At 73.0% G+C, this 26,600-nt stretch carries 23 protein-coding genes and 1 pseudogene; 14 read left to right on the forward strand and 10 right to left on the reverse strand.

Translation table 11 applies throughout. The annotated features are described in order from the left end of the window. Positions 1-201 precede the first annotated feature (201 nt). Positions 202-378 (forward strand): hypothetical protein, encoded by a 177-nt coding sequence (locus ACI784_RS20830; protein ID WP_457014761.1) that lies wholly within the window; start codon positions 202-204, stop codon positions 376-378. 327 nt (positions 379-705) lie between these two features. Here the strand turns inward: ACI784_RS20830 and ACI784_RS20835 are convergent, their stop codons facing one another. Together ACI784_RS20835 and ACI784_RS20840 are read right to left on the reverse strand one after the other, a co-directional pair. Next, positions 706-1,005 (reverse strand): hypothetical protein, encoded by a 300-nt coding sequence (locus tag ACI784_RS20835; RefSeq protein WP_457014762.1) that lies wholly within the window; start codon positions 1,003-1,005, stop codon positions 706-708. A gap of 8 nt (positions 1,006-1,013) precedes the next feature. Continuing rightward, positions 1,014-1,241: a hypothetical protein gene (locus ACI784_RS20840; protein WP_457014763.1), complete on the reverse strand. Its 228-nt coding sequence runs from the start codon at positions 1,239-1,241 to the stop codon at positions 1,014-1,016. 296 nt (positions 1,242-1,537) lie between these two features. On the opposite strand from ACI784_RS20840, the gene ACI784_RS20845 reads away from it, so the two are divergent. From ACI784_RS20845 to ACI784_RS20865, 5 genes are all read left to right on the forward strand, one after another. Beyond that, positions 1,538-1,834 carry an STAS domain-containing protein gene (locus tag ACI784_RS20845; protein ID WP_457014764.1) on the forward strand — a complete coding sequence of 99 codons (297 nt, stop codon included), beginning with the start codon at positions 1,538-1,540 and terminating at the stop codon, positions 1,832-1,834. A gap of 238 nt (positions 1,835-2,072) precedes the next feature. Beyond that, a complete protein-coding gene (locus ACI784_RS20850; RefSeq protein ID WP_457014765.1) occupies positions 2,073-2,213 on the forward strand; it encodes an Lsr2 family DNA-binding protein in 141 nt (46 codons plus the stop codon). Positions 2,214-3,382: 1,169 nt separating this feature from the next. Further along, positions 3,383-3,646 (forward strand): hypothetical protein, encoded by a 264-nt coding sequence (locus ACI784_RS20855; RefSeq protein WP_457014766.1) that lies wholly within the window; start codon positions 3,383-3,385, stop codon positions 3,644-3,646. A 290-nt stretch (positions 3,647-3,936) separates the two neighbouring features. After that, positions 3,937-4,524: a hypothetical protein gene (locus ACI784_RS20860; RefSeq protein ID WP_457014767.1), complete on the forward strand. Its 588-nt coding sequence runs from the start codon at positions 3,937-3,939 to the stop codon at positions 4,522-4,524. Positions 4,525-4,801: 277 nt separating this feature from the next. Then, positions 4,802-5,146 (forward strand): tyrosine-type recombinase/integrase, encoded by a 345-nt coding sequence (locus ACI784_RS20865; protein WP_457014768.1) that lies wholly within the window; start codon positions 4,802-4,804, stop codon positions 5,144-5,146. A gap of 154 nt (positions 5,147-5,300) precedes the next feature. Here ACI784_RS20865 and ACI784_RS20870 read toward each other — a convergent pair whose 3' ends face one another. Continuing rightward, the gene (locus tag ACI784_RS20870) at positions 5,301-7,934 is read right to left on the reverse strand and encodes an ATP-binding protein (protein ID WP_457014769.1); all 2,634 of its coding nucleotides are present in this window, start codon (positions 7,932-7,934) and stop codon (positions 5,301-5,303) included. Positions 7,935-8,747: 813 nt separating this feature from the next. Between ACI784_RS20870 and ACI784_RS20875 the strand changes: the two are divergent. Together ACI784_RS20875 and ACI784_RS20880 are read left to right on the forward strand one after the other, a co-directional pair. Then, positions 8,748-9,695: pseudogene (locus ACI784_RS20875) on the forward strand (BTAD domain-containing putative transcriptional regulator); the annotation flags it as partial. Positions 9,696-9,795: 100 nt separating this feature from the next. Next, on the forward strand, positions 9,796-12,000 hold the full coding sequence (locus ACI784_RS20880; RefSeq protein ID WP_457014770.1) for an ATP-binding protein: 2,205 nt from the start codon (positions 9,796-9,798) through the stop codon (positions 11,998-12,000). Here the strand turns inward: ACI784_RS20880 and ACI784_RS20885 are convergent. From ACI784_RS20885 to ACI784_RS20910, 6 genes are all read right to left on the reverse strand, one after another. Beyond that, positions 11,894-13,180 (reverse strand): alpha/beta hydrolase family protein, encoded by a 1,287-nt coding sequence (locus tag ACI784_RS20885; RefSeq protein ID WP_457014771.1) that lies wholly within the window; start codon positions 13,178-13,180, stop codon positions 11,894-11,896. The genes ACI784_RS20880 and ACI784_RS20885 overlap by 107 nt on opposite strands. A 108-nt stretch (positions 13,181-13,288) precedes the next feature. Further along, on the reverse strand, positions 13,289-13,858 hold the full coding sequence (locus tag ACI784_RS20890; protein WP_457014772.1) for an anthrone oxygenase family protein: 570 nt from the start codon (positions 13,856-13,858) through the stop codon (positions 13,289-13,291). A gap of 488 nt (positions 13,859-14,346) precedes the next feature. Beyond that, on the reverse strand, positions 14,347-15,051 hold the full coding sequence (locus ACI784_RS20895; protein WP_456925059.1) for a hypothetical protein: 705 nt from the start codon (positions 15,049-15,051) through the stop codon (positions 14,347-14,349). 87 nt (positions 15,052-15,138) lie between these two features. Beyond that, positions 15,139-16,125 carry a thioredoxin family protein gene (locus ACI784_RS20900; RefSeq protein ID WP_457014773.1) on the reverse strand — a complete coding sequence of 329 codons (987 nt, stop codon included), beginning with the start codon at positions 16,123-16,125 and terminating at the stop codon, positions 15,139-15,141. A gap of 153 nt (positions 16,126-16,278) precedes the next feature. Continuing rightward, positions 16,279-17,523, reverse strand: coding sequence for an epoxide hydrolase family protein (locus tag ACI784_RS20905; protein WP_456925061.1), 1,245 nt, complete (start codon positions 17,521-17,523; stop codon positions 16,279-16,281). Positions 17,524-17,733: 210 nt separating this feature from the next. Further along, positions 17,734-18,333 carry a TetR/AcrR family transcriptional regulator gene (locus ACI784_RS20910; RefSeq protein WP_457014774.1) on the reverse strand — a complete coding sequence of 200 codons (600 nt, stop codon included), beginning with the start codon at positions 18,331-18,333 and terminating at the stop codon, positions 17,734-17,736. A 330-nt stretch (positions 18,334-18,663) separates the two neighbouring features. Between ACI784_RS20910 and ACI784_RS20915 the strand changes: the two genes are divergently transcribed. After that, on the forward strand, positions 18,664-19,404 hold the full coding sequence (locus tag ACI784_RS20915) for an alpha/beta fold hydrolase (RefSeq protein ID WP_456925063.1): 741 nt from the start codon (positions 18,664-18,666) through the stop codon (positions 19,402-19,404). 96 nt (positions 19,405-19,500) lie between these two features. Here the strand turns inward: ACI784_RS20915 and ACI784_RS20920 are convergent, their stop codons facing one another. Next, positions 19,501-20,094: a DUF6510 family protein gene (locus tag ACI784_RS20920; protein WP_456925874.1), complete on the reverse strand. Its 594-nt coding sequence runs from the start codon at positions 20,092-20,094 to the stop codon at positions 19,501-19,503. A gap of 169 nt (positions 20,095-20,263) precedes the next feature. On the opposite strand from ACI784_RS20920, the gene ACI784_RS20925 reads away from it, so the two are divergent. The 5 genes from ACI784_RS20925 to ACI784_RS20945 all read left to right on the forward strand — a co-directional run. Next, on the forward strand, positions 20,264-23,080 hold the full coding sequence (locus tag ACI784_RS20925) for a helix-turn-helix transcriptional regulator (RefSeq protein WP_457014775.1): 2,817 nt from the start codon (positions 20,264-20,266) through the stop codon (positions 23,078-23,080). Between the two features lie 89 nt (positions 23,081-23,169). Next, a complete protein-coding gene (locus ACI784_RS20930; RefSeq protein ID WP_457014776.1) occupies positions 23,170-23,772 on the forward strand; it encodes a molybdopterin-dependent oxidoreductase in 603 nt (200 codons plus the stop codon). Next, positions 23,742-24,503, forward strand: a complete 762-nt coding sequence (locus ACI784_RS20935; protein WP_457014777.1) for a ferredoxin reductase — start codon at positions 23,742-23,744, stop codon at positions 24,501-24,503. The genes ACI784_RS20930 and ACI784_RS20935 overlap by 31 nt, the downstream gene beginning before the upstream one ends. A 259-nt stretch (positions 24,504-24,762) precedes the next feature. Next, complete coding sequence (locus ACI784_RS20940) at positions 24,763-25,992, forward strand: epoxide hydrolase family protein (protein WP_457014778.1); 1,230 nt, start codon at positions 24,763-24,765, stop codon at positions 25,990-25,992. Positions 25,993-26,092: 100 nt separating this feature from the next. After that, a partial coding sequence (locus ACI784_RS20945) for an epoxide hydrolase family protein (protein WP_457014779.1) occupies positions 26,093-26,600 on the forward strand: 508 nt, incomplete at its 3' end.

A 26,600-nucleotide genomic window follows, 5' to 3' on the forward strand; every position in this document is an offset into this window, starting at 1 on the left:
GCCGACACGCGCGCCCGAGGAACCGTGCGGCGGTGTGGCTGCGGGCTTGCTCGACACGTCGTGCCCCTCCCGGTCGGGCCCGGTGCACAGGCGGGCTGCCCCTGCGGCCGGCCCGAAAACGGCCGTGACGTCGTCTGTCACGGAACTGACATGCGGGGTGCCAGGGCAGCGTCCGGGCCCCCGATCCTCCGAGGAGAAGCCATGCCGACGTGGCTGGGTGGGCAGGCCGACGAACGGGTCGGCGTCGTGGCGAAGGCGCTGCTCGTGTACGGCACCGCGGTCGTCGGCCTGCGCATCGCCCCCCGCCGCACGCTGTCCCAGTGGACGGCGATCGACTTCGCCGGGCCTGGATCTGGGTGGGGAGCGCCCGCCGGGTGACACCGCCGAGACGACGGACAGCAGGCAGATGATGGCCAGGGTGACGAGGACGAGTCCGCCGAAGCCGGCCAGTGACGTCAGGACCCGCCGGGCCGGCGAGTCGCCGACGAAGGCGCGGGCGCCGAGGGGGAAGACGGCGTCTCCGGCGTAGAAGGCGACGTCCCCGACCGGGGCCGGCGACCCCGTCTGCGCGTCCTCGACCGCACCGCTGCCCGGGAACACCAGCCCCCAACCGCCAGACATGCCGCGACCTCATCGACTCCCTCGGCTGCCCCTCCCCCCGGGCGGGGCTCCAGGGGCGGGCGGCACCGCCGAGAGACGGCTCGGTCAGCTGCTGGCGCCGTGCCGGCCGGTCCGGCGCACTCTCCGCACCATCCCGACGGCCGGCAGCGGCAACGCGACAACAGCCGCTGCACCGGCGAACGCCGCGAACTGCTCCCGGCCCGTGCCGCCTGCCCCGAGCAGCGCCCCTGCGACCGCCGCCAGGCCTGTCGCAGCTGCCAGTAGCCCGAGCTCGACGATCGCCCGCCTCGCCCGTGTCTCGTCCGGCGCCTCATCGAGCGTCTGGCGAGTCGCGACAGCACCGGCCGTCGACAGTCCGGCCGCGGCTACGAGCAGGACGACCACAGGCCACGTCATAACACTCGCCGGCTCCGACTGCGCATGCTCCGCCGCGTCACCACTCTGGCGCGGCCGGCCACGCCGGCGGTGGGGGCGTGGCCGGGGCCGATCACGGCTGCCACCACGCCGATTCCGATGGCGAGCCAGAGGGGGCGGGACCGGTCGTCGCGGATCAGGACCCAGCCAAGTGCGCCACCCGCCGAGCCGGTCAGGACAGCCGTGCCGAAGGTGGCGACCTCCATGTCGGCCTCACTCCTCGCACTCAACCCCGTTCCCGCGGCGCTCCCTGCCCTCTGTACCCGGGCCGCTTCGCCGGTCCGGGCCTCGCCGGAGTAGTCATCGGACTGTCATGTCCCGGGCTCATTGAGTCGCAGGTGCCCGACACTCAGGCTGGGTGGTCACCCCGTACCGGAGCCGTGCGCCTCCTCGGACGCAACTGCGCTCGCCCCCTCCTCCTCGGCAGTACCAGACCCTGCAGTCTCGTGACGAGTCCGACCGGGAACTCGGCCGCGCACCCGGCCACTGTCAGGCTGATGTGGTGGACAGCGTCGGCGCAGGCCGTGATGCCCGGGGCACCGCCATGACCGAGATCGTCGACTGGCACGGCGGGTCGGTGCGGGTGAGCGGCGATCTCACGGCGCAGGGCGCTGACCTCGTACGCGGCACCGTGGAGTGCCTGCGCCGTAGCGGTCACTCCGTGGTAATTCTCGACCTCGGTGACGTACACGCCGCCGACGCAGCCGGGCTGGATGATCTTCGCGCTCTGCAGCGCGCGGTGGCTGCCGACGGCGGCGAGCTGTTGCTGCTCTCGCCATCCGCGGTTCCGGCGCCCTGACGCTGACGACGCAGATCCCAGGCGCACCGGTCGAGGCCGCCGGACACGGCTGGACCGAACGCTCCGACGATCTCCGCCGGCGCCTGCAACGAGCCGGCGTCGCGGGCTGGGCGCCGCGAGGAGGCGGCTGGCCCGCTGGGACGACACCCGCTGGCGTCCCGCCGGCCAGCGGCACCAGCCCCACGCCCGGGGCGCTGCCGAGAATCCCGACGTCTTCAACGCCCGCCGTGCGACGGAGATGGCGCGCACTGCCGCCCTGAACACCGGCGCCAGCTCCTGGGCCCGGACGAACGGCTGGGACGTCGGCGAGCGGGGTCGGCCGCCCGCCGAGGTCACCGACGCCTATCGGCGCGCACACGATCCGCTGGCCAGCAGCTGACCCGGCCGGGGCTTCAACGGGCCCGGTCACCGGTGGACGGCGCCGCCCCCGGTCGCCGGGTGTGCGGGGCTCGGTCGGTGTCCGGCGGGGCCATCGTTCCGCCCCTCCGTCGGCGAGGTCGGAGAACTGACGGCCGGCGCTGGTACGCGTGCCGAAGGCCCAGCGACCCGGCAAGGACCACGGGCAACCCCGAGTCACAGCACAAGCCGCGGGTCTCGACGACTGGGGCGGCCGCTTCCAACGTCCGCCCGGCCGGGCCCGCCTGACCGACTGGCCGCCACGTCCTCTCGGCTCTACTGGAGCTCTCAAGATCACGAGCCATCACACCTCTTGCACCAGCGGCCGTGGAACTCGTCGGACGGGTTACAGGAGGTTGCACCGGACGCTGAGCGCATGGCAGTTAGAAGGAGCGTCGACTACCGAGCTCGCCGGCGAGAGGCCGAAAGACACCGTCGGGAGCGGACCGTGCGACGAGGTACCACCAACCAATCCGCAGAGACCGACGTGCCGGCGCGCACATCCGCTGACGGCGGTGCCCGGCGGGCAGCCGCTGTGTCCTGCGCCTGGTGTGGCGGTGTCATCACGTCACGGTCTCGTGGACCCATCCCGAAGTGGTGCTCGGTCGGTTGCCGACGTCGCGCCTGGGAGCAGGGCCGTGCGGCAGCCTCCGGGCGGTCAGCTGTGGAAGTGGTCGAACGCCGCGTCGAAATCCGCGTACCGGCCTCGCCCACGCGACGGGACTGGGCGCCGCTCCTCAACGAGTTGGCCCACCAACTGGAGGACGGCCGTGTCTACGACCGCGACCTCGCTGCACTGGCCGCGGCGCTGAGGACCGTCCTCGACGCCTACAACCGACGCCCGTATGTGCGAAACCGCAGCTTCGGGCGAGGGTCCGCTCATCTGTGGTGAGAACCGGGCCGGTGCACGCTGTCGACGCTAGCCCTGCGGCGACGCCTACACCCTGCGGTCGACCTGCAACCTCCAGTCGTCCCGCAGTGCAGACGACGACCGGAGGACTGCGGCTCACTGACCCCCGCCACCGGATGCTCGCGGTCCACGTCGCTGGGTGCAGAAGAACAGGAGTCCTTCTGTTCACACGCTGTCCGGCGGGTTCACGCACACGCGCCTCGCCGCGAGATGAACTGGAGAAGGATCAGCAGCCTCCTTCCATGACGGCCGACCGCTCCCTGATCGCGCGGCTCGCCGCGCACGAGTCGTGGGCCAAGACCACAGACCCCAGTGCGCGGACCGCGCCGGCACGTCGCGCCCTGATGGATCGCTTCGAGCGCCAGGTCGACCCCGACGGCGTGCTGTCCCCGGCCGAGCGGGCACGCCGAGCCGGGCATGCCCGCAAGGCCTACTTCACCCGCCTCGCGCTGCGGTCGGCACGGGCGCGGCGCCAGGCGTCCGGCACCAGTGACGAGGCCGGGTAGCCGAGCCGGCCGGACGATCATCAGCCGCAATAGAGGGCTCGCCTTCGCTGAGCCTAGGGAAGCAACGGGGTACGGGCTCGGCCCTCGGCGGTCGCCCATCGCCCGGCCCGCAGTCGGCCCGTGATTGCTCCGGCCTGACGAAGTGGGTCGTCCCAGCGACCCACGGTCACGGCCACGGCGAGGACCGCCGTTGGGTCACTGGTCGGTCCGGTGGCCTCTTGTCGAGTCGGGAGGCGGGACCCACCCTGGCCGACGCCCACAGACGTGCTCGAGGCGGCGGGGAGTTCACCATGTCCCCAGACCCGTTCTTCTACTCGCTCACCGGGGCCGTGCTGTGCCTGGTCCTGTTGGCGGCGCTGATCGTCCTGTGGGCGACCCCACCGCGGGTGGTGGTGAACGTCGCGGAGTGGGTGTGGGCCGGCGCGCTGCTGGACGTGGTGTTCGAACTGGCGCTGATCGCGATCGCGGCGCTGGTCGCGTTGCCGCCACCGGGGGAACCGGCAGTGTGGGCCTACGCGGGCGTCCGGCGAGACGCCGTCGTCTGCCTGGTGGTGTACGTCGTGTTCGTGGCCGTGCTGCGGCGGAAGGTCGACCGGTGGATCGACGACGGCGGCGACGGAGGCGGGACGGGCGGGGACGTTGACCATGACGACCCAGGGGGCGGCGGCATGGGGGTCTGGGCGTCGTTGCTCGCGGTGGTGCCCGCCACTCTCCGCGGGCCGTTGACGCCGCTGTCCAGCCGGGCGCCGCTGGTGCGGGCGATGCGGTCACGCGGCGCGCCGACCGCAGGCCCTGGCGCGCCTCGCCGAGGGCGTGCGAAGGCCGCCGCCCGGGAGAAGGCTCCCACCGAGGCGACCCAAGCTCTCGCCCACGGATGAGCGCTGAACCCGGTCCGAGAACTCGCCCGATAACCCACCCACCTACGCTCATGCGCGACCTGCCCTTTTGCGGCTCTGAACAGCGCTTTCGGGTTCCGCTCCCCGAAGATGCCGGGCGAGCCGATGCGGGTCCAACCGAGTCGCGCCAGACGCCCTACCAGCGAGAACGCCTGATCCGGTCGCCCGCGGAGGGGTTTCCCCGGAAGCCTCCCGCCGTGGCCGTGCGGCTGGACGACCTGCTCGCGTCCTTCCGGCGGCACCTGCGGGCCGCCGCGGGGTGCTGCGGCTGCCGCTGGACACCGGGGTGCGGGTGCCGGAGCTGTGCGGGCTCGCACTGACCGACGTCGACCTGGACCGGGAGCTGGCCCACGTCACCGGCAACGGCCCCCGCCCCCGGGTCGGGCCGTCCGGCGCCAAGACCGCCCAGCCCTCGACCGCTGCCTGCGGGTGCGCGCTGCACCCCTACGCGCGCTCCGCGCGGCTGCTGCTCGGCCAGGGCGTACCGATGACCCCCGACGGCGCCCGCGACGTGCTGCACAACCGCGCCGCCCGGGCCGGCGTCGCCGACGTCCACCCGCACCGCTTCCGGCACACCTTCGCCCACCGCTGGCCGGCCGGATGACGGCCCTGACTCGGCCGCGCAGCGGGCGGACCTCCCTCATCGACCTCGTCCCGTACTGCTCGGGGCAGTTCCGAGGCATCGAGCCCGGGAGGACGATGCCGAACGGCGAGTCGCACCCGTTCGGCGCCATCGCCCCTCCAGCCGGTTCGCGTGCTCAGTCAGGCTGGTCGGGGCGGTTCGACGCCTGCTCGACGCGGCGGGGAGGCCCACCGTCGACCGCCGTCGCAGGCCCGTCCTGTGCCGCGCGAACGTCCGGTCGGTGCTGCCGGGCGTGCGCCAGCGCGTCGGCCGGACGCAACTGCAGTCCGGCCCTCCACTCCCGCTCGAACCGATCCACGCCGAGCGCCGAGCGCACTGCCGCCACCCCGTCGTCGTGGAACGGCCGGAGAACCGGCCAGGAGCTGACACCCAGGCTGCCGCGGATGCGCTCGGCCGCGGCGTGCAGCCGCGCGGCCGTTTCCATCCGGCCTTCCATCCGGGCGACCACGGCCAGGCCGTCCAGGCAGTAGGACACCCCCTCCTGGTCGAGCAGCCCCTCGTTCGCCGCCAGGCTCCTGTCGAACATCACCCGTGCCCGGTCCGGTTGTCCGCGCAGCAAGGCGTCGAACCCGAGCTGGTGCAGGGCCAGCGTCTGCAGATGGTCGTTGTCGATCTGCTCGCCGAGCCGCAGGCATTCCTCGTACACCGCCGCGACGCCGGCCACCTCCCCGGATCGCATGATGAGCTGACCGAGGGCCGAGAGGGTGTACGCGGCGCCCATGAGCTCGCCGCGCCGCCGGAACCAGGCGACGCCGGCCTCCAGCTCCGTCCGCAACGGGGGGATCTCCGCCTCCGTCGCGAGATAGCTGAGGCTGACTCGGGCGCGGATGCCCAGTTCCTCGTCACCGGCGTCCTCGGCCATGCGCAGGGCCTCGGCTAGCATGGCGCCGGCGCCCTCGGGGCGCCCCATCGAGTAGAAGCTGGTGGCGCGCGCCCACAACAGGCGTCCGCGGGCCGCTGGGTCCAACCGGGATGCCGACGGCAGAGCCGCCATCGCGTCAGCGAGCTCGAGGACCTCCGGGATGAGGCTCCTGGCCCAGAAGTAGTACGCGAGTGGCGTGGCGATGGCGTAGGCGGTCTGGGCATCGTCGACCTCGACCGCGTGGCGCCACGCCAGCCGGACGTTGTCCAGTTCGTCGTCGACCAGCGGCGCCCACCGATGGAAGCCGGTCGTCAGCCCCGCACCGACCTCCCGGACGAACGACATCACGACCTCGGCCATGCGGTCCAGCGCCGCCTTGCGCTCGCTGCGCTCGTCCAGCCGCTCCTCGGCGTACTGCCTGATCACGCCGAGCATCCGGAACCGGGGCGCGGCCGATGCGCCGTCGTCCGCGGTCACCAGGCTCTTGTCCACGAGCGAGGACACCAGCGTGACGACGTCGGCCGGCCCGGAGCTCCCGCCGTCCGTGCCGGCCATCGCCTCGGCCGCCCGCAACGTCCAGCCCCCCGGGAAGACCGACAGGCGGGTGAGCAGCAGCCGTTCCGGCGGGTCGAGCAACCGGTAGCTCCAGTCCAGCGTCGATCGGAGCGTGCGCTGCCGCTCCGGCAGGTCCACCAGTCCGCTGTCGAGGTCCAGCCGCTGCCCCAGCCGGTCCCTCAGTGCCGACGGCGGCAGCATCCGGACCCGGGCGGCGGCCAGTTCGATGGCGAGCGGGATGCCGTCCAGCCGACGGCAGATCTCGCCGACGTCGCCGGCGTTCTCCGCGGTGAGCACGAAGCGGGGGTCGACCTCCACGGCGCGGGCGACGAACAACTGCACGGCGGGCGAGTCCGCCACTCCCGACGCACGCGTGGAGTCCTCCGCCGTCGGCACGGCGAGCGGGGCCAGCGGCCACTCCTGCTCACCCCGCAGGCGGAGGACGGTGCGGCTGGTGGCCAGCACGTCCAGGTCGGGAACGGCGGCGAGGAGCCGGCCGACGTCGGTGGCCGCGGACAGCAGGTGCTCGAGGTTGTCCAGCAGGAGCAGCGCTCGCCGACCGGTCAGCCGGTCGGCGAGCACGTCGTGGAGCGGGCGACGTCCCGACGCGCGGACCCCGAGTGCGGAGGCGATGGCCCCGAGCACGCGGGAGGGCTCGGTCTCCGCCGCGAGATCCACGAACCACACGCCGTCGACGAGGTCGCGCTCCAGCGCGGCCGCGACGTCCAGGGCGAGCCGCGTCTTGCCGATCCCACCGGGGCCGGTGAGCGTGACCAGTCGAGCGCCATCGCGGAAGCGGGCGACCACTCCGTCCCGGTCGGCGTCCCGGCCGATCATGCGGGTGAGCGGTACCGGCAGCGTGGCCGGCCGCAGTCCAGGCGAGGAGACCTGCTCCTGTGCGGTGAAGCGCTCGGTCAGCATCACCGCCAGGTCGTCCCCGAGCAGTTCGGCCAGGTCCGCGCTGTCGGTGAAGGTCTTGTACGAGGCGCGATCGTCGGCCCGGATCCGCTGCAGGAGCTCGTCGAGACGCGCCTCGCGGTCCGGGGCCGGGGCCTTCACGTAGATCAGCTTCGGCCGGTCGCCGGACAGTGCGTACTCGTCTTCCAGCCCCGACACCGTCTCGCCCGGCGCCACCCAGCCGTACCGCTGCCAGTAGACGCCGACGAACACGTCGCTCTGCGCCAGGTACGCGCGGTACAGCTCCCGGGGTGGGTGCGGCCGAGCACCCAACTCGAACATGACCGGCGTGAGCCTGAGGCCCTCGATCGCCGCGCGCGCCGTCCGCCGCTCGGGGGCGAGCTCCTCCAGGGTGGAGGACACGAACACGCGCACCCGGCGATCGGGGGTCCTGATCGGGGCCCGCATCCGCTGTGCCAACACCCACCCCCGGAGGATCCGTCTCGCGGCCTCTGGTCCCGCCGTGGCCGGCGTGCGCGACACAAGACACCAGTCCGGCGCCGGCGGCAAGAGAGTGCGCGCCCGGCCTCGTCGGCGCGGTCCGGGCCATGCGGCGTCAGGACCGGCCGCCGCTGGGCCCGGTTCCGTCTCAGCGCGAGGACCGGGATCGACAGCCGCGGGACCAGCTCCTCGTCGGAGGTCCCGGCGAAGGCGTCGAAGAACTCGCGGACCTCCTGCACGCCGAACTGCCACAGGAACTCCTCCAGGGTGCGGGCCAGGAAGGGGTCTCGTCGGCCGGCCAGCGCGATGAGCGAGCTCAGCACGGTTGTGGGCGCGGAGAGCAGCGCGCGGGGGAACTCGGCGGTGGCCAGCCGGTCGAGGTCGAGGACCGGGTCCACACCCCGGAGATCTCCCAGCCGACCGCCGACGGCGTCCGCGACGGACGGCTGGTCCGCTGTCGGCGGAACCGGCCACGGCGGCACGATCCCCCGTCGCCGCTTCGCGGACGACGTCACCCGGTTCCTCCTCACCCTCTGACGCGACGCGCAGGCGGTGTTCTCCCGGCCGTCGCCCGATGCCTTGACCCGTCCCCCCGCCAGCGGAACGCTCCGGACTCGGAGCGTCCCTGTGAGATCGCCTTCCGCTCCCCGGCCGCCGCGGCCGGCGAGCGGGGCTCGGGTTGGCAGGCGGCAGAGCGTGCAGTTCCAGATCCTCGGTCCACTGCAAGTGGTCGACGACGGGCGGCCGGTGCACCTGGGCCGGCCGAAGCAGCGCACGCTGCTGGCCGTTCTCCTGGTGGAGGCCGGTCGGGCCGTCTCCCTCGACCACCTGGTCGAGCAACTCTGGAACGGGCAGCCGCCCGCCCAGGCCATCGGCTCCCTCCAGGCCTACGTCTCCAACCTGCGGCGGGTGCTGGAACCCGGCCGCGGTCCGGGTTCCCCGCCGAGGACGCTGCTCAGCCAGCCACCCGGCTACCGCCTGGCGGTCGCCGACGGGGACCTCGACGTCCACCTGTTCGAGGCGTCGGCTGCCGACGGCCATCGGCTGCTGGAAGCGCAGCGGCCGGAGAAGGCGAGCACGGTGCTGAGGCAGGGACTGTCGCTGTGGCGCGGACCGGTGCTGGCCGACTTCCCCGACGAGCCGTTCGTGCAGCCCGCGCGGGCCCGGCTGGAGCAGCTGCGGCTGACCGCGATGGAGGACCGCATCACGGCAGACCTCGCGCTGGGGCACCACACCGCCGTCATCCCCGAGCTCGAGCAACTCGTGGCGACCCATCCTTTCCAGGAGCGGCTGCAGGGCCTTCTCCTGCTGGGGCTCTACCGCGCCGGGCGGCAGGGCGACGCCCTGCGCGCCTACCAGGCCGCCTGTTCCACCCTCCGCGACGAGCTCGGCATCTCGCCGGGTCCTCGGCTGCGGCGGCTCCACGACCTGGTTCTCCAGCAGTCCGCTGAGCTGGACTGGTCGCCGCCCCGGGTCGCTGTCGAGAGGACGGGGGCGAGAGCGCAGCCACGGTCGGCGGGCGAGGGGCTGGTCGGGCGGGACGAGCAGCTCGCCATCGCCGGTGCGCTGCTGGCGGAGGCGGCGGCCGGGCACGGCCGGGTCGTTCTCGTCACCGGCGAGCCGGGCATCGGCAAGACCCGGCTGACCGAAGCGGTCGCGGCGCGGGCCGGCGACGTCGGTGGCCAGGTCGGGTGGGGACGGTGCTGGGAGGGTTCCGGCGCACCTGTGATGTGGCCCTGGGGCCCAGGTGGTCCGCGCGCTCTTCGCCGGTCTCCCTCCCGGCGGCCCTGGCAGGGTGCCCGAGCCCCTGGCAGCGGAACTCGCCCCGCTCCTGCCCGAACTGGCGGACCGGCACTCCGGCGCCCGTGCGGTGGCGCCGGACCTCGACGCCGCCCGGTTCCGGCTCTACGAGGCCGTCTGCGAGGCGCTGCGGCAGGCGACGGCAGAGCGGCCGTTCGTGGTCATCCTGGAAGACCTCCACTGGGCCGATCCGCCGTCGCTGCAGCTGCTCACCTATCTGGCCGGGGAGGTGACGAGTACACGGGTGCTCGTCCTGGCCACGTATCGCGACATCGGGGCACAGAACGACGCGCTCACCGACGCGCTCGCCGCGCTGGCGCGCCGGCCGGCCGTCGAACGAATGGCTCTGGGTGGGCTGGGCGCAGGCGACGTCACGCGGCTCATGGCCGCCGAGACGGGCCTGGAACCGGACCGGCGGCTGGCCGGCCTGCTCCACGACCGCACGGGCGGCAACCCGTTCTTCGTCGTGGAGCTGCTCCGGCTCCTGGCCGGTGAGGGGCGGCTGCGCGGTGACGACGCCGAGGCGGTGCTCGCGCGGCAGATCCCCGTGACCGTGCGGGACGTACTGCGGCGCCGGCTGGCCACGTTGCCCGAGCAGGCCGTCTCGGCCCTCCTCGTCGGCGCCGTTGCCGGTCCGCGGTTCGACCTGGAGACGGTGCAGGCGGTGACCTCTCTCGACGACGACGAGATCCTCGGGGCGGTGGAGGCGGCACTGCTGAGCGGGCTCGTGGTGGAGGACGACGACGGGGTCGGCCACTACCGGTTCGGGCACGCACTGGTCCGGGAAGCCATCTACGACGACATGAGTGGCGCGCGCCGCGCCCGCTTGCACGCCCGCATCGGACAGGTGCTGCAGGCCGCCGGCGCCCCTGGCCACCGACGCGTGTCCGACCTCGCGCACCACATGTGGCAGGCCGCGTCGGTGCTCGGCGCCCCGACGGTCCTGCCGCACGTGCTGGCCGCTGCCGACGGCGCGCTGACGACGCTCGCGTACGAGGAGGCCGAGCTGCAGCTCCGGCGGGCGCTGCAGCTGACCGTCTCGCTGCCGTCGACACTCGACCGGTCCCGCTCCGAGCTCCAGCTGCACCTCCGGCTGGGCGCTGTGCTCGCCCAGTTGCACGGCCCCACGCAGCCCGGGACCGCCGACGCATTCACCCGCTCGCTCGAACTGGCGGCAGAGGTCAGCGACGACTCCGCAGCGTTCACCGCGCTGCGCGGTCTCCACGAGGCGTACACCGCGGAGGGCAGCCACCGCCGCGCCGAGGAGCTCGCCGAGCAGTTGCTCTCCGTCGCCGCGCGGCTGGACGACCGAGGACTGCGTGCCGCTGCGCACATGACGCTGGGGCGGACCCTCTACATCCGGGGACGGTTCCAGGACGCCCGCCGGCACATGGAGCGCAGCCTCGAGCTGGCCGAGACCGCTCCCGCACTCCCGCCGTGGCCGGTGCCGCTGTCGATCAGCGCGCGGATCCTGCACGCCGCCGTCCTGGAGCTGGTGGGCGAGGAGGAGGCGGCGGCAGAGGCGGTGGACCAGGCACTGCTGATCAGTGCCCGGCACTCTCCCTTCGCGCAGGCGACCGCCTTGGCCATGAGCGCTCATGTCGCCGTCCTCGGCCGGGACCCGAGGACCAGCGGCGAACGCGCCCGCGCTGCCCTCTCCCTGGCGACCACCTGGCACATCGGGGCCGTGCAGGGATATGCCAGGGCGGTGCTGGGATGGGTGCAGGCGGTCGAGGGGGACCCCGACGGCGCCATCCCCGTCCTGCGTCACGGGCTCGAGGCCATCCGGTCCAGCGGTGCCCGGCTGATGCTCCCGACGATGCTGAGCCTGGCCGCAGAGGCGGAGCTGCTGGCGGGCCGGGCCCAGGAGGCACTCAGCCTCCTCGACGACGCGCGGGAGTGCGTGGAGCGCACCGACGAGCGGTTCACCGAGGCCGAGCTGTACCGGCTCCGCGGCCAGGCTCTGGCCGCCCTGACACCGGCTCGAACGGCCGACGCCGAGGTGGCCTTCCGGGCATCGAGGACGATCGCCCGGCGGCAGGGCGCGGAACCAGCAGTGCGGCGTGCCACCGAGGACCTGGGTCGCCTGCACCTCAGCTCGCGACCATCGGCACCGCGTCCTCGGGCGCCCGTCGATCTCGCTGGAGGACCTCGTCGAGCCAGTCGAACACCACCTCCTGCGCGAGCGCGAGGTTGTTGACCTGGGAGTGGGCATCCGCGCCGCTGGAGGCGGGGAAGCCCCGCAGGACCGTGGGACCGGACAGCAGCTCGTGCACCTCGCGGGCCTGACGCCGGAACGGCGGCCCCTCCCCGTCGCCGGCCATCGACAGCACGGGGACCCGGATGCGACCGACGTCGACCTTCCAGGGTTCGAACGACCGCAGCGCCTCCCCGAGGCTCTTCGCACCGACCTGCCATTGGAAGAACTTCTCGGACACGACGAGCTGGGTGGGATCGAAGAAGCGGCCGAGCCGAGTGGTCGCGCCCTCGAGCAGCGCGGGGAAGCGGCGCAGCACGGACGGGGTCGACTCGTCGAGCAGGCGGCGCCAGTCCATGATCGGCGTGCTGGCCGCGACCGCCCGGATGCGCTCGTCGTGCGCAGCGGCACGCAGGACGATGTACCCGCCGAGGCTCAAGCCGTACGCGGCCAGCCGCTCCGGGTCGACGTCCGGCCGCGCCAGGACGGTGTCGATGATCCCGGAGACCGCATCCTCGACGTCGGCACGGAAGTGCAGACCGTCGAAGGCGGTGGAGCCCTGCCCGGGAACCTCCACCGCGATGACGTTCCAGCCGCGGGCCATGCCGGTCGCACCGCCCCAGAAGTACATGTCCTCGGCGTAGGTCTCCCCACCACCGAAGAGCAGCATCGTAGGGCGCGGCCGGGGGGAGCCCGGTGGCCGCATGACGTAACCGGGGAGGATGCCGCCGTCGAACGGCACGGTGATCCGCTCCAGCGGTGGGTCGAACAGGTGGGCGGCGTGCTCGAACGCGCCAGCGGCCTGGTCCCACAGGGGTCGGAAGCGCGGATCCCCGGGGCGGACCACGTGGGTGGCGGTGCGCAGGTAGGTGTACGAGCGCAGCCAGCCTTGGCGGGCGCTGGCACCGGCGCCCCGCGCCTCGGCCTCCGCGGCGTACCGGGAGGCCGACTCGCCGACCGTCTGCCAGGCCGTGATCCAGGTGTCGAGGTCCCTCTCCCGGACCCGCGAGGACGCGTAGAGCGCCTCGCCGACGGAGGAGCCGCCGAAGCTGCCGTAGCTCAGCGCCATCTGGAGGTACAGGTCGAGGCTGCTGCTCTTGAAGTAGAGACGGCGCTTGAGCCGCTGCTCCGAGTTCTGCCGCTTCAGCCTGCCGGCCAGGGCGGCGAGCACGTCCTCCCGCATCGCCAGCTCCCATCTCTGCGTTCCCTTTCCTGACGGACGTGAGCGTGGGACGACTCGTTTGGCGTCGGCTTGGCGGCGGATTGGTGTCCCGCATCCGCGACCTGGTGCTCAGGGTCTCCGGCTGGACAGGGCTGACGCGGCCGCCACGGTCGCGAACACACCGAGGACCACGCGCACGTCATGCCAGCGCGCCCATCGCTCCAAGAGCTCCGTTGTCTGGGCGTCCGAGAGCGTCCCCGCCGTGAACCGGTGGTTGGCCGGTTCGTTCACGGTGACGGTGATGGCGATGACGCCCGCCGTGGCCGCGGCAGCGGCCACGGACGCCGAGCTGCGTCGGTGACCGGAGAGCACTCGCGCGGTCGCCGAGGCAGCGGTCACCAAGCCGGCGGCGGCGCCCAGGGGGACCATCAGCGCGCGGATGCGGTCGGCGTGTGCGGTGAACCACGCGCGGAACTCCGCCGGAGGGGCGCCACGCCAGAAAGGCAGGAGTACGAGTTCGATCAGCACCATCCCACCCGCCAGCAGACCGGTGAGGACCACAGCGGCGATCCCGAGAGAGTCCGAGAGGTCGAGGCCGCCTTCCACGTCGCGGCGTCGGCGGACTCTCGATGGCGAGCGTCCGGGCAACCGCACAGGAGCGCGCGTCGTCGTCGTGGCACGGGCAGTTGTCGAGGCCATCTCGTCTCCTCCTCCGGGCGTGCACTCGTCCTCCCGCGTCAATGACGGCCCGGACCTCCGGGCTCCGGATCCCCGGGGTGCACCGGCGGTCGAAGGCCGCGATGTCCGATCACATCGTTCTCGGGAAGATCATCGAGCAGGTGACCGGCGACTCCTCGGAGGACGAGGGGCGCGACCGTAGCCCCCCACTCCAGGAACGGTCTGCGGCAGTTCCAGCTGCGGTACACGTCGCTGGGGTGCAGTCTGCTCCGCCCGCTGGCTGACCGACCGCGGCCGCGCGGTGGCCCACTTGCCTCCCCGGTCGTCACCCGTGGCGGTGGAGTCGCCACCGGGAACGACGCGTTCCTGGTCGCCCGATGACCGGCTCGGATCGCGGCAGGCGTCGTCCAGCCGTGATGGGCGCCGCTGTACGCCGAGCGAGATGCGGCATCGGGAGGCACCGCGGGACGTCGGCACCGTCGGTCATCGGCAGGGTCGCGCTGGGCTGCCTACTCGAGGACGCCGAAGTCGGTTCCCCAGAGCTGCCGGTCGGGCACTGCGCTCTCGTCCCGGCCGACATCGTCGCAGAATCGCAGGTGGCGGACGTGGATCTGCGGAGCCGGCTCGTCGGTCGGGAACGCATCGGTCGGATACGTCATCGCGAACGGGTGGGTGAAGTCCCTCGTCGAGCCGTTCACCAAGGGGGAGTACCCCTCGGCTGCGGTCGCGGGCGAGTCCGCGGTGTCGACGATCCAGACGGTCGTCTCGGGGACGCTGCAGGGCTGCAGACTGAGCGGCTCGTTCTCGTATGCGGCCCTGGCCAGACCCACGCACAGGCCGCTGGCGACACCGGACGGCGCGTACTCCAGCTGCGCCGCGCGCAGGCTCCCGTAGTGACTGTTCACCGCGGCGGAGACCATGCCGGCTGCGTGGAAGTCAGAGACCAGGCCACCGCGGGGCAGGAAGTCCTCGGACGGGTCCGAGCTGCTGGCGCGGTGCAGGATCAGCGGTTGGCCGACCGTCCCCACCCCGCCGAGCACCGCCTCCACGAACTGCGGGTCGCCGTGCGTGCCGAACGCAGGGCTGAAGACGGCGATGCAGTCCGGCCCGCACTCCGGGGTGGCCGCGCTCGCCGGGAGAGTCGTCACCGCGCCCACGCCGACGACCGTCATGGGCGCCGCCGCTGCAGCCAGCACCTTGCTCTTCAGGGACATGTGTCGTTCCTCTCGTGGGTACAGCCACAGCCCGCGCACGGTCGGCGCCGGGATGACGGCCTGTCTCAGCCGCTCCCCCGGCGTGGTTCAGCCGAAGGTGAAGACGTGGGCCTCCGCCCCCGGCTCGGGGAACTCGATCTCGAACTGCCGCTCGACGACGGGCGGCGGCTGCCGGATCAGCTGGTACAGCCGTTGGTCACGGACCACGCCGTCGCCCTGCTCGGTCACGTCGTCGCCGTGCGCACGCCCCGGGGGCCGTCCGTCGAGGAGCACCCGGAAGGGCACCGGGACGTCCCGGGCCGCGGGACCCATGACGAGGTGGACGTCGCGAGCGGAGAAGCGGTAGGCGATCCGCCCACCGGCCTCGTGCACCACGCTCGCCTCACTCCCCACGGTCCAGGTCCCGGACAGCGCCCAGTGGTTGAGCCGCAGCCGCGCAGGCAGGGCGTACGCGCGGAGGGCATCAGGCGCCAGCCCAGAGGGCGAGGAGAAGTCGGTGGTGCGGGCGTAGCCGAGATAGTTCTCCCCCGACTCCAGGTGGTCCCAGTCCGCCTCGGCCTCGACGCCCTCGCCGCGGACCGAGACGAACGACCGGTCGACGAGGTCGGCTCCGGACTCGGCGAGCAGCCGCTGGATGACCAGCTCCGACTGCATGAAATCGCCCTCGCCGAACCGGTGGTGGCGGATGTGACCCGTGGCGTCGACGAAGTACAGCGCCGGCCAGTAGTGGTTGGCGAAGGCCTCCCAGACCGCGTAGTCGCTGTCGAGCGCGACCGGGTAGGAGATGCCGGTGCGCTCGACCGCCCGGCGGACGTTGTCCACGTCCTGTTCGAAGGAGAACTCCGGCGTGTGCACTCCCAGGACGACCAGGCCCAGGTCCCGGTACTTCTCCGCCCACGCCCGGATGTAGGGCAGCGTGCGGATCCAGTTGATGCAGGTGTAGGTCCAGAAGTCCACGAGGACGACCCGCCCGCGCAGCCCGTCCGCCGTCAACGGCGCCGTGTTGAGCCAGCCGGTCGCACCGTCCAGCGACGGCATCCGGCTCTCCGTGCGCAACAGACCTGCGAGTGCCATGTCGGTCACCTCACGTGCAGTGGTCGGGGCGGTCGCGCCCCGGTTCTCGGGGGGCGGCGATCAGCGGTCGTCGGCTCGGCGGGGCTGCCGATCGCCGGTGTGGTCCGCCCGCGGCAGGTCCCGACCGGCGCCGGTCACGACCTCGCCGCGGGATCAGCGACGCGGTTGAGGGAGCCGGGGCCCGCGCAGGGACCGGAACGCGCCACGGACCTCGGCCGCGAAGACGTCGGGCACCTCCCAGGCCGGGAAGTGGCCGCCGGCCTCGGCCTCGTGGAAGTAGACGAGGCTGGGGAAGGCGCGCCGGGCCCATGTCTCGGGGGCACGGAAGAGGTCGTCGTCCGGGAACACCGTGATGGCCACGGGGAGCCGGATCCCGTCGGTCTGCTGCGCCGCCGCGCTGATCAGGCTCTGGGCGCGGTTCTCCCAGTAGAGCCTGGCGCCGGAGGCCGCCGTGTTCGTCAGCCAGTGCAGCGAGAAGTTGTCCAGGACCTCGTCCACCGTCGGCGACTGCGCGGGGTCCCTGCCGTACGTCCACTTCCCGAACCCGCCGTGCACGAGCATCCACCCGGCGAGCCCGGCGGGGGAATCCGTCAGGGCGTAGCCGACTGCCTGCGGTCGCGCGGTCATCATCTGGTAGTAGCCCCAGCCCCCGGTCTGGAGGAAGGTCCGCACGTCGTCGAACGCCGCCTGTTCCTTCTCGGAGAGTCCTCCCGGTGCGGGCTCACCGCTGGTGATCGCCGCGGCCGCGTCGGGCGGGAACACGGCCGGCAGGTTGGTGTGGATGGCGAGCAGCCCCTCAGGCGCCTGCCGTGCCATCGCCTCGACGACGCCTGCGCCCCAGTCGCCGCCCTGCGCGGCGTAGCGCTCGTACCCCAGCCGCTGCATGAGCACGTCGAACGCCCGCGCGATGCGTTCCACGTCCCACCCGGTCTCGGTCGGTCGTGACGAGAAGCCGTAGCCGGGCAGGGAGGGGATGACGACGTCGAAGGCGTCCTCCGCCGAGCCGCCGGACGCCGTCGGATCGGTGAGCGGACCGATGACCTTGATCTGCTCGAAGACCGACCCCGGCCACCCGTGAGCGATGATCAGCGGCAGCGCGTTCCCGTGCCGGGAGCGGACGTGGAAGAAGTGGACGTCGACCCCGTCGATGGTCGTCATGAACTGCGGCCAGGCGTTCAGCTGGGCTTCGCCCCTGCGCCAGTCGTACTCCGTGGCCCAGTAGCGGACCAGCTCCTGCAGGTCGTCCAACTGCGCACCCTGCGACCGGTCGGAGACGGTCTCCTTGTCGGGCCAGCGGGTTGCCGCGAGGCGCCGGCGCAGGTCGACGAGATCCTCGTCGGGCACGGCCACGCTGAAGGGTCGGATGGCACTGCCGGTTTGTCGTGCGACCGCCGTCATCGCTGCTCTGCTCCTCTGTCCTGCAGGCGCAAGGGGACGTCGCGGACCGGCGAGACCAGCGGGACGACGGCCGCCTTGCGGGTGGGCGTGTGACGGGACCGAGGCTTCGCTCATCTGCAGCGTCGCAGCATGAGTCATCCGTCCATTCCGGTTCCGCGATCGCGGATCGTGCGCACCGACCTCCACGCGGAGGTCGTCGCTGCCTGGAGGTCAGTCGTCGCCGATGGTCAGGCCGCCGACCATCTCCCGGAGTCCGGTCAGCGTCTGCCGCGTGGCCGCGAGCAGCGAGCCGCCCTCCGTGCGCCAAGAGCGGACAGCGACGCGGAGCACCACGATGCCGGCGCCGGCCTCGAGCAGGGCCGCCGCGTCAGGGACGGTCAAGCCGCGGAGCTGCGCGAGACCGGCGGCGAGGACGCCCTCGAGGTCACGCTGCGCCATCAGTGTCCGTTGCATCAGCCGGGCGTGTCCGAGAACGATCTGGTCGCGCAGCGCGAGCAGGTCCTGCTGCGACTCCAGGAAGGCCGCGAACTCGCAGAGGATGACGGGCATGCGGGCGGGCGCCGGTAGGTGCGCGGCATCGCTGAGCGCCGTCCGCAGTGCCGCGGAGAAGTCGTCCTGGTAGGCGAAGACGACGTCCTCTTTGGTCCCGAAGTGCCGGTAGAAGGTCGCGGGGGCCACACCGGCCTCGGCGCAGACGTCCTCGACGGTGACGTTGTCGAAACCCCTCGTCCGGAAGAGCTCCAGCGCCGTCTGCTCCATACGGGCACGGCGCTGCTCCCAGGAGCCGGCGTACGGGCTCGTCCGGGCCATGCCGCCTCCCTCCTGTCCCCGCGGTCGTGTCGATCATGGACCGGGAGAGAAGTCTGTCACCCCAGCAGCTCGAGGAATTCCCCGTTGCCCTCCTGACGTGCACGTTCCTCCGCGCGAGGAGCGTGCTGCGGGGACCTCCGCGATCCGGGGGTCCCACGCGCCCCGTGGGGCCGGACCGGGTCGTCCCCTGGTCTCCGAGGGGTCGACCACAGGGCCACTTGACCGATGCGACCGCCCGACCGCGGGAGCAACGTCCCGGGTCACCCGCCATGCCGTCCCCGACGTCCGGGGGCAGGTGGGCTCCGCCGAGCAGTTCGCAAGGAGATCACCATGACCGAGAGAACCGCCGCAGGCCGCTCCCGGCCGACCGTCGCACTCGTCCACGGCGCCTTCGCCGACAGCGCCGGCTGGAACGACGTCGTCGCACACCTGCTCGCCGCCGACGTTCCGGTGCAGGCCGTCTCGAACCCCCTGCGCGGCATCTCCCACGACGCCGCCTACGTGGCCAGCGCCCTGTCGCAGATCGCGGGGCCCGTGCTGGCCGTGGGGCACTCCTACGGCGGAGCCGTCATCACCAACGCGGCGCTGCGGGCGGGCAACGTCGTCGGGTTGGTCTACGTGGCCGGCTTCGCGCCCGACGCGGGCGAGACGCTGTTGGACATCGAGACCGACTCCAAGGACAGCGTCCTGAACACGGCGCTGCTCGAACTCCGCTACCCGATGGGTGAGACGGACACCGGGATCGAGTTCGCGATCGACCCGGCGAAGTTCCACGACGCCTTCGCCGCCGACGTTCCGGAGCAACAGGCGCGCGTCATGGCGGCGACCCAGCGGCCCATCTCGTCGCTCGGCTTCGGCGAGCCGACCGCGGCGCCGGCGTGGAGGAGCCTGCCGTCCTGGGCCGTCATCCCCACCGGCGACAAGGCGGCCGGGACCGACGTCCTCCGGGCCATGGCCCAGCGAGCCGGTGCCACCGTGGTCGAGGCGGAGGGCTCGCACGTGATCATGGTCTCCCAGCCGAAGGCCGTCACCGAGGTGATCCAGCAGGCGCTCGAGGCCGTCTCGGCCTAGACGCCACCCAGGCGGGGCCGTCGTGACCGGGATCCGGTCACGACGGCCGCGGCCGCTCCCATCGCGGCTCGCAGGTGACCGCGACTCCCCTCCGGCTCACAGCGAGCCGCTGCCCTCACGGGTCATCCTCAGCAGCCGCACCCCGGTCATCTCCAGGCGCAGTCCCGCCGTGTCCGATGCGCACCGGAGCACCACCTGCATGCAGCTCGGACACCGGAGCACGAGCGCAGGGGCATCGGCGTAGACGAGGTGCTGCCCCAGAGGCCCCGAGGCGCCACAGTGCACGCAGGTCGAGACGGCCGTGGTCGGGTCCACGGCGAGGACCTCGCCGAGCACCCCACCCGCCGCGTTTCCGTCCAGGCGCCGCTCAGGCGCCCCGGGGACATCCGTCACGGGACACACCTCCCATCCGGCCGGCCTGGCCGGTCGTGGTCGATCGGTCCGGCCCGGGGTCTCGTGCACACTCCTCGGCGCGGGGACGGAGCACGAGGACAGATGATCGTGCACCGCCCGGCTGCCGGTCAGCGGGCAGGATCGTCGGCGGGCGGATCGATCCGTTCGAGCGACTGGTCGCCATCCCGGGTCCCACCTCGGTCGTCGGTCGTCCCGCTGCCGGTACACACCTGCCCGTCGCCGGCCAGGACGGATCACGGTCTGCTGACCGTGGCAGCGCAGTCGTGGCCGGCGCATCCGTCATCCGACTGTCGCGCCAGACCCACGCCGAGACCGAAGTCCCTGGTTGCCTCCGGCCGGGTGAGAGAGACTCTCACTCTCCAGGCCTCCTCGATCCAGCTCGACGGCATCCACCACACGAGGTCTCGACATCCCGGCATCCCCGGTGACGCATGGGAGGGGCGCCATGCCCGACATCGCGCCGTCCGACCGGACCGACGGGGTCCTGCTGATCGGGAGGTCGGCCGAGTCCGCGGTGCTCCGTTCCTTCGTCGAGCGTGCTCTCGCCCGGGACGACGTGCTGCTGATGACGGGTGAACCTGGCGTCGGCAAGTCCGTCCTGCTGGAGACCGCCGCGCGGCATGCCGAGGCGTCGGGGGCCACGGTCCTGCGGGGGGCGGGGGTCGAGTTCGAGGCCGAGGTGGGCTTCGCGGGGCTGCACCAACTCCTCCTCCCCCTTCTCGACGACGTCGACGCACTCGCCGAGCCGCACCGCCGGGCGCTCGACGTGGCCCTCGGTCTGGGCTCCGGCAGCCCGCTGCCCCCGCTCCTGGTGTCGGCCGCCGTCCTCGCCCTCGTGAGGAGCGGCGCGCAGTCGAGGCCGGTCCTCATCGTCGTGGACGACCTGCCGTGGCTGGATCGATCGAGCGTCCGGGTGCTCGGCTTCGTCGCTCGCCGGGTGCACCGCAGTCGTGTCGGCTTCCTGGCGGCGGCTCGGACGGGGAGTGACAGCGTCCTGCTCCGGGCCGGTCTCCCCCAGCTCGAGGTGCCACCACTGGACGAGGACGCCGCCGCGGACCTGTTGCAGGCCCGGTTCCCCGTCCTGGACCCACGGATCCGCCAGCGGGTCCTGTCGGCATCCGCGGGCAATCCGCTGGCCCTGCTGGAACTGCCTGCCGTCATGACCGAGGCCCAGCGCACCGGTACCGCCCCCCTCCCCCCGGCTCTACCGCTGAGCAGGCACCTCCGGCAGGTCTTCGTGCAGCAGCTCGCCGACCTGCCCGCCGCGACCCGGAGGCTGCTGTTGCTCGCATCCCTCGAGGGGACGGGCGATCTCCGGACGCTGCGGGCGGCAGCTGCCGACGACAAGTGGCTCGACGACCTCGCGCCGGCCGAGAGGGCTCGGCTCGTGCGCATCGACCTGGGCGGTCAGCGCGTGGTGCTGCGGCACCCGCTGATCGGCTCCGCGGCGGTCGAGATCTCGACCAGCGGAGAGATCCGGCGCGCTCACGGGGCCCTGGCCCACGTGCTGGTCGACCGGCCGGAAGAGTGCGCCCGGCACCTCGCCGAGGCCGTCGTGGGGTCCGACGCCCCGGCCGCCGACCTCCTCGAGACCGCGGCGCACCGGGCACGACGGAGAGGGGACGCGGTCCGTGCCGTCCGGGCCCTGCTCCAGGCGGCCGGACTGACACCGACCGGACCGGACCGGGCGCGCCGGTTGGCCGCGGCGGCGTTCGTGGCAGCCGACACGACCGGGGAGCTCCGGACCGTCCCCCGACTGCTGTGCGAGGCGCGTACGGCCGATCCCGGGACGGCGGGATCCCTCGAGGTCGCGGTCGCCTCTGCCCACCACCTGCTCAACGGGGAAGGGGACGTCGAGAGCGCACACCTCATCCTCGTGCGGGCGGTCGAGCACGCCGTCGACCACGGATCGCCGGCCGACGCGGTCGAGGACGCGCTGTACAGCCTCGTGATGGTGTGTCACCTCGGTGGTCGCGACGAGCTCTGGCGGCCCTTGGAGCGGGCCCTGGCGGCTCTGGGACGTGACGTCCCCCCGGTCCTGTCGGTGTCCAGCAGCCTGTTCGCCGACCCGATCCGGGCGACCGCCACCGTGCTCGAGCGGCTGGACGAGCTGATCGCCTCGGTGGACGCCGCCCTCGATCCCACCTTCGTCGTCCGGGTCGGCATGGCCGCCTCGTACGCGGATCGCCTCGGCAACTGCCGCAGAGCGCTCGGGAGGGTGGTCAGGGACGGCCGGCAGGGCGGCGCGGCGGCTGCCGCCGTCAAGGCCCTGGTGCTGCTGTGCCACGAGGCACTCGACGCAGGCCGCTGGGACGAGGCCGTGCGCACGGCCGAGGAGGGCATCGCCTGGGGGGACGAGCTGGGGTACGGGCTCATCACGCGGTTCGGCGTCTACTGCTCGGCCCTGGTGGCCGCCGCGCGGGGGGACGACGAGACCGTGCGGGTCCTGTCCGACGACCTCCTCGCGTGGTCGCTGCCGCGAGGGATCCACCTGTTCGAGGACTTCGCCCACCACGTCCGCGGACTGGCCGCTCTGGGGCGAGGTGACTTCGAGGAGGCGTATCGGCAGCTCACGGCCGTCGGCCCGGTCGGTGGCCGCACCCCGTCCGCCCCGGTCACGCCGCGCCTGGTGATGGACGTGGTCGAGGCAGCGGTCCGGACGGGACGTTCCGCCGAGGCAGCAGCGCACGTGGCGGCCATGAGCCGGGCCAGGGTCTTCACCGGCCGACCGAGGCTCGGCGTCCTCCTGGCGGGCTCCGCGGCTCTCGTCGCGTCGGGCGAGGAGGCGGCGGAGCGGTTCGAGCGGGCCCTGGCCGTCCCCGGGGCCGAGCGGTACCCCTTCGAGTACGCGCGGGTGCAGCTCGCCTACGGCGAGCACCTGCGGCGGACGCGGGCGACCAACGCCGCGCGCGTGCAGCTGACCGCGGCGCTGGAGACCTTCCGCGACCTGGGGACCCGACCGTGGGCCGACCGGGCCTGGAACGAGCTCCGCGCGACCGGGCTGACCCATCGGGCCTCCCCCGCTGAGCGGGGAGCGGTCGCCCTGACCTCGCAGGAGCACCAGATCGCCATGCTGGCGGCCTCCGGCTTGTCCAACAAGCAGATCGGCAGCCGGCTGTACCTGTCCCCACGGACGGTCGGCGCCCACCTCTACCGCGTCTTCCCGAAGCTGGGCATCAGCTCGCGGGCGGCGCTGCGCGATGCGCTGAGCGGCACGGCGCCCGCGACCGTGGAGATGCCGCCGAGCGCCGTCGCCCGCTGACCGGTGGTCGTGGTCCTTTGACTGATGCCTCGCCCCGTCGGTCCGGACAGGGTCGGCACTGCTCGAGGTGACGTCCGGGAGGAGCCGCCATGTCACTGGTCTCCCGAGGGTTCGGGCGGCGAGAGCCGCGCACGGACCAGCGACTACCTCCTGGCCAGTACGACGTCGGCGGCCACTTCCCCGTGCTGTCGGCCGGTCCGACCCCGCGGGCGCCCCTGAGCGAGTGGGACCTGACGATCCAGGGGGCGGTCGACGGGGTCCGGCGCTGGAACTGGGAGGAGTTCCAGCGCCTGCCGCGCGAGGCGGTGGCGGTGGACATCCACTGCGTGACCAAGTGGTCGAAGTTCGACACCCGGTGGGAAGGCGTCGCGGTCGACACGCTGCTGGCCGAGGTCCGGACCGAGGCCGCACACCTCGTGGCCTTCTGCGACGGGGGTTACACGACGAACCTGCCTCTCGCCGACGTGACCGGCGGGCGCGCGTGGGTCGTCGACACCTACGACGGCCGGCCGCTGGCTCCGGAGCACGGAGGGCCGGCGCGGCTGCTGGTGCCGCACCTCTACTTCTGGAAGAGCGCGAAGTGGCTCCGCGGGTTCGCGTTGACCCCGGTCAACGAGCCGGGCTTCTGGGAGACCTTCGGTTACCACGATCGCGGGGACCCATGGCGCGAGCAGCGGTACAGCGGCGACTGACCTGGTTGCGGGCGGCGGTCCTCGAGAACCGCCGCGAGACCGCACGCGTCCACCGGCTGCTGTTCGACGTCCCGGAGTGGCGCGGGCACCTGCCGGGTCAGCACATCGACCTGAGGTTGACCGCCGAGGACGGCTACACGGCCCAGCGCAGTTACTCGGTCGCCTCCGCGCCCGAGGATCCCCGGCTGCACCTGCTGGTCGAGCGGCTCCCGGACGGCGAGGTCTCCCGCTACCTCACCGATGAACTGCGCCTCGGGGACCTGGTGGAGCTGCGCGGCCCCATCGGTGGGTACTTCGTCTGGTCGGCCGGCCTCGACCGGGGCGGGCAGGCGGACGACGCGCAGCGACCGGTGCAGCTCGTGGCGGGAGGTGTCGGCGTCTCGCCCTTCCTCGCCATGCTCGACCACCACCGCCGTACCGGCAGCTCGACTCCGGTACGGCTGCTGTACTCGGCCCGCACGCGCGACGACCTCCTGGGCCAGGACGTCCTCGGCCCGGAGACCACGGTCACGCTGACGCGGGAAGCGCCGGCGGACTGGAGGGGGCCGACCGGGCGCATCGACGGCCACATGCTGGAGCGACACGCCTTCGGGCCCTCGACGGGGGCGCGGGTCTTCGCCTGCGGCCCGACGGCCTTCGTGGAGGACGTGGCCACGGCGCTCGTGGAACTCGGTCACGACCCGTCGCGGATCAGGCTCGAGCGCTTCGGCGGGTCGGACGTCACGTCGTGAGGGGCCCGCGACGACCGAGCCGTGTGCGGGTCGGCCCACGGTCGACCCCGAACCACCCGACCTCCCGGCGAGTGGACGGTGCAGCCGGACGCCGTGCCGCTACACGAACCGGAGGGACGGAGCGTCCACCGCTCCACCGGGCGGGAACCCGACCTGCTCGTGGCCCCGCCCGGCGCGCAGGCCCACGCCTCCAGCTCGGGCCGGCCACGCCCGCGCACCCGATGACGGCCACTCCGCACAGAGAAGGGCAGGCTCAGCCATGACGGCGATCACCGAGGAGACCGGCAGGGCCATCCGCCCGTTCCGGGTGGACGTGTCCGACGAGGCGCTCACCGAGCTGCGCCGGCGCATCGAGTCGACGCGCTGGCCCACCAGGGAGCTGGTCGCGGACCGCTCGCAGGGCGTGCAGTTGGCGACCATGCAGGAACTGTGCCGCTTCTGGGCGACCGAGTACGACTGGCGCCGCTGCGAGGCGAAGCTGAACGCGCTTCCGCAGTTCGTCACCGAGATCGACGGCGTGGACGTGCACTTCGTCCACGTGCGCTCGCCACACGAGGACGCGCTGCCGCTGGTCATGACGCACGGCTGGCCGGGCTCGGTCGTCGAGCTGCTGGAGACCGTCGGACCGCTCACCGACCCGACCGCGCACGGCGGCCGCGCCGAGGACGCCTTCCACCTGGTGCTGCCGTCCCTGCCCGGCTACGGCTTCTCCGGCGAGCCGACCGAGCTCGGGTGGGACGTCGCCCGCGTCGGTCGCGCCTGGGCGGAGCTGATGCGCCGCCTGGGCCATGCCCGCTACGTGGCCCAGGGCGGCGACGTGGGCGCCGGCGTCACCGACGCGATGGGTCGCCAGGCACCCCACGGGCTCCTCGGCATCCACCTCAACCTGCTCGTCACCGCACTGAGTCGCACGCTCCCGGGGGACACGGAGCAGGAACGCGCGGGGCTCGAGGCGATCGCCACGTTCCGAACGAGCGGCTTCGCGTACTTCCTGGAGCAGGCCACCCGGCCGCAGACGATCGGCTACGGCCTGCTCGACTCACCCGCCGCTCTGGCAGCCTGGATGCTCGACCACGACACCGACTCCTACCACAAGATGTCCCGCGCCTTCGTCGACGGGCAGCCCACCGGCAACCTCACCCGGGACCACGTGCTCGACAACATCACGCTGTACTGGCTGACCGGCACCGGGGCCTCGGCGGCCCGCTCCTACTGGGAGAGCTACGGACCCGACGCGCCTGCGGCTGCCGCGGTCGGCCAGACACCCCCGGAGGTCTCGGTCCCGGTGGGTTTCACCACGTTCCCCGGCGAGATCTGGCGGACACCACGCACCTGGGCCGAGCAGAGCTACCCCACCCTCGCGTACTTCAACGAGGCCGACCGGGGCGGCCACTTCGCCGCCTGGGAAGAGCCCGACCTGTTCACGGCCGAGGTCCGCGCCGCCTTCCGTCCGCTGCGCGCCCCCCAGGTCCCCCAACCGCGTCGCTGATCACGGGCCCGGCGGCTCCGGGGTCGCCGGCGCCGTCCTCGGAGCCGCCCCGAGCGGCCCGTTCAGATTCCCCCCAGATGGCGAGGAGAGGTGCGAGAGCATGAGTGCAGTCGCGCAGGAGACGAGCCGGGCCGTCCGCCCGTTCCGGGTGGACGTGCCCGACGAGGCGCTCACCGAGATGCGCCGGCGCATCGCCGCGACGGTGTGGCCCGAGCGGGAGACGGTCCCCGACACGTCGCAGGGCGTGCCGCTGGCCACGATGCAGGAGCTCGCGCGGTACTGGGCCACCGACTACGACTGGCGGCGGTGCGAGACGCGGCTCAACGCCCTCCCGCAGTTCGTCACCGACATCGACGGGCTGGACATCCACTTCCTCCACGTCCGCTCGCCGCACGAGGAGGCGCTGCCGCTCGTCGTCAACCACGGCTGGCCCGGCTCGGTCATCGAGCAGCTGAAGATCATCGACCCGCTGGTGGACCCCACGGCGCACGGCGCGAGCGCATCCGACGCCTTCTCCGTGGTCATCCCGTCGATGCCGGGCTACGGCTTCTCCGGCAAGCCCACGAGCCCCGGCTGGGGGCCGGAGCGCATGGCCCGGGCCTGGGCGC

The organism is Geodermatophilus sp. SYSU D01186 (assembly GCF_054050215.1).